The 9944-nt window shown below is 64.0% G+C and carries 7 protein-coding genes and 1 pseudogene; 6 read left to right on the top strand and 2 right to left on the bottom strand.

The genetic code is table 11. The features are described from left to right. Together ISS20_RS20790 and ISS20_RS20785 are read right to left on the bottom strand one after the other, a co-directional pair. Positions 1-1342 (bottom strand): PAS domain-containing protein (locus tag ISS20_RS20790; RefSeq protein WP_291439162.1); only part of this gene is annotated, 1342 nt, incomplete at its 3' end. Between the two features lie 426 nt (positions 1343-1768). Beyond that, positions 1769-2152, bottom strand: coding sequence for a hypothetical protein (locus ISS20_RS20785; RefSeq protein WP_291439160.1), 384 nt, complete (start codon positions 2150-2152; stop codon positions 1769-1771). A 177-nt stretch (positions 2153-2329) separates the two neighbouring features. Here ISS20_RS20785 and ISS20_RS20780 point away from each other — a divergent pair, with 177 nt between their 5' ends. From ISS20_RS20780 to ISS20_RS20755, 6 genes and pseudogenes are all read left to right on the top strand, one after another. Next, the gene (locus ISS20_RS20780) at positions 2330-2743 is read left to right on the top strand and encodes a spore coat U domain-containing protein (protein ID WP_291439158.1); all 414 of its coding nucleotides are present in this window, start codon (positions 2330-2332) and stop codon (positions 2741-2743) included. A gap of 10 nt (positions 2744-2753) precedes the next feature. Beyond that, positions 2754-3458 carry a fimbria/pilus periplasmic chaperone gene (locus ISS20_RS20775; protein WP_291439156.1) on the top strand — a complete coding sequence of 235 codons (705 nt, stop codon included), beginning with the start codon at positions 2754-2756 and terminating at the stop codon, positions 3456-3458. A 137-nt stretch (positions 3459-3595) separates the two neighbouring features. Further along, a complete protein-coding gene (locus tag ISS20_RS20770) occupies positions 3596-6001 on the top strand; it encodes a fimbria/pilus outer membrane usher protein (protein WP_291439154.1) in 2406 nt (801 codons plus the stop codon). After that, positions 5998-6528 carry a spore coat U domain-containing protein gene (locus tag ISS20_RS20765; protein WP_291439152.1) on the top strand — a complete coding sequence of 177 codons (531 nt, stop codon included), beginning with the start codon at positions 5998-6000 and terminating at the stop codon, positions 6526-6528. Before ISS20_RS20770 ends, ISS20_RS20765 begins: the two co-directional genes overlap by 4 nt. A gap of 147 nt (positions 6529-6675) precedes the next feature. Continuing rightward, positions 6676-9315, top strand: coding sequence for a DNA mismatch repair protein MutS (gene mutS / locus ISS20_RS20760; protein WP_291439150.1), 2640 nt, complete (start codon positions 6676-6678; stop codon positions 9313-9315). Between the two features lie 232 nt (positions 9316-9547). After that, a pseudogene (locus ISS20_RS20755) lies at positions 9548-9944 on the top strand (peptidase); the annotation flags it as partial.

Below are 9944 nucleotides of genomic sequence, written 5' to 3'. Positions count from 1 at the left end.
GGTTCTTGGTGCGCTGGCAGGCGGCAATGGAGCGTTGCAGGCGGTCGAGCAGCAGGCGCCGGTTGGGCAGGCCTGTGAGCGCGTCGTAGAACGCCAGGCGTTCGATCTCTTGTTCTGCGCGCTTGCGGTCCGTGATGTCCATGGTGAAGCCATGGGACACCACCGAGCCATCGGCCTCGCGGTGCGGGATGGCATTGGTCATGTGCCAGCGCACGCTGCCATCTGGCATGCGCACGCGGTACTCGCACTGCCAGGGCACCAGCTTGCGCACCGACATCATGGCCGAGCGCTGCACCAGCGGCAGGTCTTCGGGCACCACGCGGTGCATGAGCACGCCGTGGTTGGCAGTGACCTCGTGCGGCTCCACGCCCATGAATTCGCGCACGGCATCGCTGATGTACTGCACGCTGGTGCCACCGTCGGAATGCAGCCGGTATTCGTAGATGAAGCCGGGAATGCGGCTGGCAATGCGCTGGATGAAGAGCAGCTGCTCACGCAGTTGCTCGGCCGCACGATGTTCATCGGTCACATCCTGCACCACACCCATGACCACCTGTACCCCATCGCGAGGCAGCGTGCGCTGCACACGCGAGCGCATCCAGCGCACCTCGCCATCGGGCCGGCGCCACCGGTATTCGACGTCTTGAGCTGCGCCGAATTCGCGGATCTTCTCGAACACGTGGCGGTCCTCGAGCAGGATGCCGCTGACCGCCCGTTCGGGGTCCACCCACTCCTGCTGTTCAAAGCCTGCAATGTTGCACAGCCCAGGCGACCACAGCAGCACGGTTTCTCCAGGGTCTTCAATACGACGCCAGTGGCCGGTGCGCGCGAGGCTTTCCATGGTGTTGAACACATCGGTCTGCTCGCGCAGCTCCCGCCGCACCTCTTCCAGAGTGCGCTCGGACGCCGCGAGTGCGACGCGCAGGTTCTCGGCCTCGGAGGCATCACGCACCGTCACCACAATACAGTCGTTGGTCACGCGGCGGGCGGACAGATCCCAGGCCAGCAACAGACGGCCGGGCTCGCGCACCACCTGGCGGCATTCCAGCGGAGCGCCTACACGCACCACACCGAGCAACTGGTCCATCAGTGGCGTGTTGGCCAGCAGGTCAAACACCTCGCACGCGTCCACGCCTGGATGCCGCACCGCCCCCAAGCCTGGCATACGCCGTGCTGCGGCGTTGGCGGCCAGCAGCAGCAGGCGGCCGTCCTGCAGGCGAAACTCCATGAGCGCTACCGGCACTGCGTCCACCAGCGCCTGCAGACGCGCCTGCGCCATGGGCTCGATGAGGCCTTCCCCAGCAGGGGCGAGGAGGTCGGTCAACAGTTCGGACGAAATCACGGTCGCTCTGAAGCCTCTGAATCCGGGGGTTGAAACACCTACTCTCGACGGAGGGTGGCTCCGTTCAAAGTCAAGCTGCCAGCATACAGCCAAGAGTATGTCCAAACGTAACATACTGGCAGAACGTAGCGGAATTGCCCAAGGGACGCTCTGCGCGACTCCCTGTGCGATGTGCTTGGAGAGTGGAGAAACCAAGACAATAGGTGCTTGAAGCAAAGCAGCCTGGGCCTGATCAATGCCGCCCACCCCTGCTGATCGGCGCCCAGCAGACGCCAGCAAAGCCCCTGGAACACTGGACACATCGTCCTAATCAGGCGCCAACCCGCTTCCATCCGGCCATATCGGCCATATCGGCCATGTCGGCCATATCGGCCATGTCGGCCATGTCGGCCGTGCGACCAAGGTAGTAGTCACTGACGCCTCCCGTCAACCTGATCGCCCCGCACATCTCTCAGCGCCCAACGCTGGCTGCTCAGCGACCGAACTCGCTTTTTTGCAACCTCCCGCATGAAGGCGCCCATCGCCTTGGACGCCCAGGCGCTGTTGTATGGACTTCGGGTCGCCTGCACCGCTGTAGGCCGCACATTGCCTGGCAGAAAATTGACAACAATGATTTTCACCACACATTCCGTGACGAAAGACGCGCACTTCAGATCGAGAAATTGCTTTTTTGAAATTATTTTTATCATTTTTATTGACTTTCAAAGAAACAGGTAGTTCAATCACATCACTGCCAAAGGTAAACACCAGCAAGTAAATCGCAAGCTTGAGTTGCAATTTTCCCAACGCTCCACCCAAAGAGACAGGCACGGAAATGCGCTAGCACCCTGCTCTTCTCACGGTAACTTCTTGAGGCGGTTGCTCAATTTAACTTTTTTCGGGGGTCTTATGCGCTCTACTAAATTTATCAATTTTGCCGCTTTCGCATCGACTACCGCCCTTCTGGCCGCAGCGCCGATCAGTCATGCGGCAACCGCCACAACCCTCATGGATGTGACCGCCACCGTGCTGTCGAGCTGTGTCGCTGTAGCCACCCCGGTGATCTTTGGCAACTACACTGGCGCCGCGGTCGACAGCCACGGACATATCACCGTGACGTGCACACCGGACGTGAGCGCCTACAACGTGGGTCTTGGCAGTGGTGCCGGCTCCGGCGCGACGACTTCTGCGCGCAAGATGACAAACTTGTTGAGTGCAGATACCCTGGGGTATCACCTGTTCCGGGACGCCGCCCGTACCCAGAACTGGGGAGAAATTGCTGCTGACTGGCAGCCTTCCAGTGCCGCCACCAGCACCGCGGGCACCATCAAGACCTTCACCGTGTACGGCAGGCTCACCGCCGAACAGCAGGCTGGCATTGGTGCCTACGCCGACATCATCACGGTGACCGTCAACTATTGACTCGCCCAGCATGTCGTCTACAAGCACCATCGCCGATCTCAAGACCTGGGGCCGCGCCTGGGTCACCGGAGCACTTGGCGTGTTACTGGTCGGCACTCTAGTGTCCTCCGCATCAGCAGGCATGTCCCCGATTGCGGTAGCACCTGTGATCGTGCGGCTGGATCCGGTCATGGACACCGCTGGCGTCGAGGTGAGCAACCGGGGCGACGTTTCCTGGGGTGTGCAGGTCGAGCTCCTGCATGTGACATGGGTCGATGGAAAGGAAGAATACGCGCCGGCCCCCGACTTTGTGGTGTCTCCGCCCTCCTTTCGCCTGCAACCCGGCAAGGGCCGAGTGGTGCGCTTCAAGTACACAGGGACGCGACAGGACACTGAAGGGTTTTACCGCCTTTTTCTGCGCCAGTTGCCTGAGGCCAAAAGCGAGAAGGAAATCAGCATGGTGTTCAACGTTGGCGTGCCGATTTTTGTGGCCCCGACCGAGTCAAGACCGATGCTGACCATGACAGCGACTGGGGCGTCCACTGCTCAATTGCTCAACACTGGCAACGTAACACTGACCGTGTCAAAGCTCGAGGGCAAAGATTGCCCGCCGGAGGCACTCAAGGTACTGAGCCGGATTGCACCAGGGCAAAAACTGGTGGTCCCGGGCAATGTGGCGCGCTGCGCAACCGGCGCACAAACCGACCGTGGTCTCATGGCGCTGACAGCGCGCTGAGTCGGGTTGCCCTGGTTGACCATCCTAGGGCGTCCCTTGCGGACAATGGCCTTCAAGCTGGTTTCTGGGCTTGTTACCGAAAGCTGACCATGACCCGCCAGTGTTCGCCGACCTCGTTTTCGCCTGTCGCGCTTGGCATGATGATCGCTTCATTCTGCATGCCGGTGTGGTCGGTGGACTGTACGTCGCTGGGCTTGGTCAAAACCACCGCAGACGTGCTTCAGATTCAGGAAGCCGGCCAGGACCCGCAGGTCGCCGTGACTTACCGGAGTCCTGCCGACAACAGCTGGTTCATCCCACTGAAAGGCCAGGCCGTTGGCGCCAGTCCGCACCGCCAGACATGCTCATTCGAGCAAATCAACCTCTGGCAGCTGCCCGCCAACGATACTGCGCTGCAGGTGAATCCGGACACCGGCACGCTGACGTTTCTCGACCTCACGCAAGCCACTCAAGTGATCGACAGCCGCAAGCCGCCGACCGTCAGCACCGCAACCGTGCTGGACAGCATGGGGCTGAACTACCAACTGCTCAGCAGCTACGCGGGTAGCAAGAACTCCTCGCGCCTGACTCTGGGTGCGTCGGGCGAGTTTTACGCTTACCGCGACGGCTGGTACTACAACACCAACTTTGCCTGGACGCAGGGTGGCCGGGTGGCTCGCTACGAAAGCTATGCTCTCAAGGAATCTCCGCAAACGGGGGTTTACCTCCGGCTGGGGGATGCCGTCAGCAGCCCCACGCCGCAGGGGGAATCCGTTCAGTTTGCGGGCCTGTCCTGGGGCACCGACCGGAGCCTGAGGCCGAGCGACTTCTCGCCCGTGCTGCCCACCCTGCGCAACGGCAACGCGCTGGCGGGTCCGCTGGAGGTGTTCATCAACGACAACCTGCAGTTTCAGCAGAACGTACAAAACGGCGTGGTCGATTTGCGCAACCTGCCAGCGCAGCAAGGCTTTAACAGCTACCGCGTGCGCACGCTGGACTCCCAGGGCAACCCGATCACCGTGCAGCGCGAAATCTACCTGCCCGCCACCCTGTTGCCGCCCGGTATCACCGCTTGGCGAATCGATGCGGGTTGGCAGCGCGAGAACTTTTTTACCCACAATGCCAGTTATGGTGCACCCGTGGTGGTGGGCACTTACAGCACCGGTCTGACACACGACCTGACCGTCGGTGGCCAGGGACTGGTGTCCCGTCGCGCCTCCTCCTTCGCACTGGAAGCCGGCCGTCGATTGACCGATCTGTGGGCTGCGCACCTGGGCTTGCTGTGGGCGCGCAACACTGGCGCGCGGGACAGCACCAGCTCCCTCTTTAGCGATACGCTGCCGCAGGGCACCGGCATCCAACAGGGCGGCGCCTTGCAGGTGCGACTTGACGGCGGCGGCCGCTTCTGGCGTCTGCTGATGGACGCGACCCAAGCGCCGCACGGCCTGCCAAGTCTGGGCTCGCGGGCCCCCTTGCGGTCGAAGCGCCTGATTCAAGCGCAGTGGAGCGGGGTGCGCGACTGGACTTTTGGCGCCACCCATGTGCAGTCCCAGCGTGAGCAAAATGCCACCGAACAGATCAGCAGCCTGAGCGCGACCACCCGCGTGAGCGACAAGGGCGCCAGCCTGTCGCTGGCGCTGACGCACACCCGCTTCAAGGGCGTAGGCCAGCGCAATGTGCTGTTGGCCCTGGTGTTGCCGCTGACCAACGAGCGCGACACGCGTTCAAGCTCGGTCTACCTCAGCCAGAACCACATCGACAAGAACCAGCTGTCGCGCGCGCAGTACAGCAGCAATGACAGCAAGGACTCTGGTGCCCCCAATTGGGGGCTGGGCGCCACACGGGACTCACAACAGACCTTTTCTGCGCTGGACGGGACCTGGAGCACCTCGACCCGCATTTTTGATCTGCAGGCCAGCGCCCGGGTCGGTCGCACCGACCGCAGCGGCCTGATCACGCTGCGCAGCAACATCCTATGGACCGGTGGCCAGCTGCTCACCAGCCGCCCCCTGAACGGAGCGTTTGCGATGGTGTCGACTGGCGCCCCTGATGTCGAGGTTTCTTACGAGAACCGCCCGGCCGGCCTCACCAATGCCGATGGCGTGTTGCTGGTTCCCGGTCTGGTGGCACAGCAAACCAACCGCCTGAGCGTGAACCCCGCCACCTGGCCGATCAACTGGACCGCCAGCCAGCTGGACCGCCAGGTCATCCCGCCGCGTGGCGGGGGCGTGCTGGTGCCCTTCAAGATCAACGTGCTGTCCTGGGCCAGCCAGCCCATGGTCAAGCCGCTCCTGCCCCACAACAAGCCCTATCCCCCCGGGACCGTGGCCGTCGCCACAGGCGTCGCGCCCGATGGCATCGAGCCACCCAATGAAGCGGTGATCGACACGCGCGGCGAGCTGTGGACCGGGGAGCTGATGTCCAGCATTGGCGGGCGCGGCACCTTCAGCATCACCCTGGACAAAAAACGCTGCCACTTCACGCTGCCTGCATCAGACACCAACACCGCTGCAGCAACCCAGGCCATTGCGCTGGCCCCTGACCGATGCGAGGACACCCCATGAGCTGCTTGGGCACCAACGACTGCGCAACTGGCGGCCTGAGCGCCTGGCGCGCCAGTGCAATCCGGGGCGCAGCCAGCCTGGCCGTCCTCATGCTGGTGCTGTATTGCCCCAACAGCCAGGCGCAAACCTGCACCGCTGCAGCGATGGCGCCAGTGTTCGGTGTGTACCAGCCATCCGGCAGCGCGACCTTGGCCAACGGCAGCATCACGGTGACCTGCATGGTGCCCGCGCCCCTCGGGCTGCCGGTGAACTACAGCCTCAGCCTGAGCATGGGTGGCCAGCCGTCGGCCATGCAGCGGCAGCTGGCAGCGGGCAGCAGCCGCCTGGGCTACAACATGTATTGCGACAGCGCCTACACCCAGATCTGGGCTGACGGCACCAACGCATCATGTGTGGGCACCGGGGGCACGGGCAGCATGCAGGGCAGTGTGGTCAAGGTTTTCCAGGTCTACGGACGCATTCCTGCGGGTCAGTACGTGCCTGCGGGGAGTTACAGGGACGCGGTATCGGTGACCCTACTCTATTGACAGCGCTGGAGCTGTCCAGACTTCCGATGGTCTGGCGGGCGACGGGGCTCAGCGAGCCAGCAGCGCATCGAAAGCCCCCGATAATTCGAGCTGCCTTTCACCCAGCAGGCCTCTCCGCCTGCTGCCGTTTACCCTGACATCCATCGCATGACATCCGCCGCGCCGATCACCGAGCCCATTGCATCGCCGCACACCCCGATGATGCAGCAGTACCTGGCCCTCAAGGCCGGGTACCCCGAGACGCTTTTGTTCTACCGCATGGGCGACTTCTACGAGGTCTTCTGGCAAGACGCCGAAAAGGCCGCGCGCCTGCTCGACATCACGCTCACGCAGCGAGGCCAGTCAGGCGGCCAGCCGGTGGTGATGGCAGGGGTGCCCTTCCACGCGCTCGAGAACTACCTGGCGCGCCTGATCAAGATGGGCGAATCGGTGGCCATTGCCGAGCAGGTGGGCGAAGTGGGCGCCACCAAGGGCCCGGTGGAGCGCAAGGTGGTGCGCGTGGTCACGCCCGGCACACTGACCGACACCGAGCTGCTGTCCGACAAATCCGAATCGATGCTGATGGCCGTGCACCAGGCGCCGCGTGCGCGCTGCGGGCTGGCGTGGATCAGCGTGACGCAGGGCCGCGTGTTCCTGGCTGAATGCGCCCACTACGAACTGGGTGCCTGGCTGGCCCGCGTGGCGCCCAGCGAACTGATCTACAGCGCGGGCGTGACCGAGCGCTTTGAGCAGCAACTGCAGGTACTGCGCCAAAGCGGCGCCTTCACCTGCCCCATGAGCCCCCGGCCCGACTGGCAGTTCGACAGCGCTTTGGGCGAACGCAAGCTGCTCGAAAACCTGGGCGCCGCCAGCCTGCAGGCCTGGGGCGCGCAAGACCTGGGCGAATCGCACGCCGCCGCCGCCGGGCTGCTCACGTATGCCGAACACACGCAGGGCCGCACGCTCACCCACGTGCACAGCGTGCAGGTGCAGCGCAACGACGACCTCATCGACCTGCCCGCCACCACGCGGCGCAACCTGGAGCTGGTCAAAACCCTGCGCGGCGACGATGCGCCCACGCTGTTTTCGCTGCTCGACACCTGCATGACTGGCATGGGCAGCCGCCTGCTCAAAACCTGGCTGCTGGAGCCGCGCCGTGACCGCGTCGAAGCACGACAGCGCCTGTCAGCCACCACCGCCCTGCGCGGTGCGGGCGGCGCCGGTGGGGGCAGTGGCCCCTGGGCCGTGCTGCGCGGCGAACTCAAAGGCGTGAGCGATGTGGAGCGCATCACCGCCCGCATCGCCCTGCGCCAGGTGCGCCCGCGCGAACTGGTGGGCCTGGGCAAAACGCTACAAAAAGCAGAGCTGCTAGCGCTTAATGGACAAGCGCTAGAGCCCTATTTGATTCAAATTTTCAGCCACCTGCAGCCACCCGATGGCTGCACTGCCCTGCTGCAGGCCGCCATTGCCGAAGAGCCCGCCGCCCTGGTGCGCGACGGCGGCGTGATCGCCAACGGCTTCGACACAGAGCTCGATGAGCTGCGCGCCATCCAGACCAACTGCGACGCGTTCCTGCTGGACCTGGAAACGCGCGAAAAGGCGCGCACCGGCATCCCCAACCTGCGCGTGCAGTTCAACAAGGTGCATGGCTTCTACATTGAAGTGACCGGCAGCCACCTCGACCGTGTGCCGGACGACTACCGCCGCCGCCAGACGCTCAAGAACGCCGAGCGCTTCATCACACCCGAACTCAAGGCGTTTGAAGATAAGGCCCTGTCGGCCAACGAGCGCGCCCTGGCCCGCGAGAAATGGCTGTACGAGCAGATCCTGGACCAGCTGCAGCCCCACGTTCCAGCCCTCACCCGCCTGGCCCAGGCACTGGCCACGTTGGATGTGCTGTGCGCGCTGGCCGAACGCTCGCTCACCCTCCACTGGTGCGCACCCCAGTTCGTGCCCGAGCCCTGCATCGAGATCGAAGGCGGCCGCCACCCCGTGGTCGAGGCGCGCCTGGCAGAAACGTCGAGCGGCAGCTTCATCGCCAACCACACGCGGCTGAACGCCAACACGCGCATGCAGGTCATCACCGGCCCCAACATGGGCGGCAAATCCACCTACATGCGCCAGGTCGCGCTCATCGTGCTGCTCGCCAGCATGGGCAGCCATGTGCCCGCCGCCAGTTGCCGCCTGGGGCCCATCGACGCCATCCACACCCGCATCGGCGCGGCGGACGATCTGGCCAATGCGCAGTCCACCTTCATGCTGGAAATGACCGAAGCTGCGCAAATACTGCACGCTGCCACGCCCCACAGCCTGGTACTGATGGACGAGATCGGCCGGGGCACCAGCACGTTCGATGGCCTGGCACTGGCCAGCGGCATTGCCACGCACCTGCACGACAAGACCCGCGCCTTCACGCTGTTCGCCACGCACTACTTCGAGCTGACCGAGCTTCCCGCCAAGGCGCGCCACGCCATCAATATGCATGTGAGCGCCACCGAGAGCGGGGCGGACATCGTGTTCCTGCACGAGATCCAGCCCGGCCCGGCCAGTCGCAGCTACGGGATTCAGGTGGCCAAGCTGGCGGGCATGCCCTCGCCCGTGCTGCACCACGCCCGCCATGCGCTGGCCGCGCTCGAAGAGCGCGCGGGCGAGGATGAGTTGCAAGTGGACCTGTTCGCCGCGCCCGAGGTGCCCGAGAGCGCGGGCGCCAGCCCGCTCGAGGCCGCGCTTTCAGGCATCAACCCCGACGCCCTGAGCCCGCGCGAAGCGCTGGATGCGCTGTACCAGCTCAAGAAGTTGGCAGGCTGAAGCGACGCCCACCCCGGCTGCGCTACAGGCTGCTGACCGGGCTCTGGGCACATCGCCAGCGCATTTTTGAGCCCCAGGGGCATCAGGCGCTAGTGCCATATGCCCTGGTTGCTATCATTTTTGAATAGCCGTACCCCGCAACAACTGGGAGCTACCTGCAGGGGCACAGGCCGCCAATGCCACAGGCGACTAAACTCGCGGGTTACCTCCAAACAACGAACCCCATTGCTCCATGACGTACTGCGTCGCCATCAAACTCAACGCCGGGCTGGTTTTCCTGTCCGATTCCCGCACCAATGCCGGCCTGGACCAGATCAGCTCGTTCCGCAAGATGATGGTCTATGAGAAGGTGGGGGACCGCTTCATGGTGCTGCTGTCGGCGGGCAACCTGTCCATCTCGCAGTCGGTGCGCGAGATCTTGCAGACCGAGCAGATCAAGGATGGGGAGTCGGGGGAAGCCATCACCATCTGGAACGCCAAGAGCATGTTCGACGCCGCCCGCGTGCTGGGCGCCGCCGTGCGCCATGTGCATGAGCGCGACGGCGCAGCCCTCAAGCGCTCGGGCGTGGACTTCAATGTGTCCATGGTGTTTGGCGGTCAGATCAAGGGCGAGGGCATGCGCCTGTTCC

It is taken from the genome of Acidovorax sp. (assembly GCF_016783915.1).
Lineage (GTDB): Bacteria > Pseudomonadota > Gammaproteobacteria > Burkholderiales > Burkholderiaceae_C > Acidovorax.
Note: the sequence above shows the minus strand (reverse complement) of the source record. Positions and strands in the feature narration are given on the sequence as shown.

Bases quoted from the DNA above. Each gene is read 5' to 3' on its own strand.
- ISS20_RS20765 (WP_291439152.1), top strand. From the start codon at position 5,998: ATGAGCTGCTTGGGCACCAACGACTGCGCAACTGGCGGCCTGAGCGCC.
- ISS20_RS20770 (WP_291439154.1), top strand. From the start codon at position 3,596: ATGATGATCGCTTCATTCTGCATGCCGGTGTGGTCGGTGGACTGTACG.
- ISS20_RS20780 (WP_291439158.1), top strand. From the start codon at position 2,330: ATGGATGTGACCGCCACCGTGCTGTCGAGCTGTGTCGCTGTAGCCACC.
- mutS (WP_291439150.1), top strand. From the start codon at position 6,676: ATGACATCCGCCGCGCCGATCACCGAGCCCATTGCATCGCCGCACACC.
- ISS20_RS20775 (WP_291439156.1), top strand. From the start codon at position 2,754: ATGTCGTCTACAAGCACCATCGCCGATCTCAAGACCTGGGGCCGCGCC.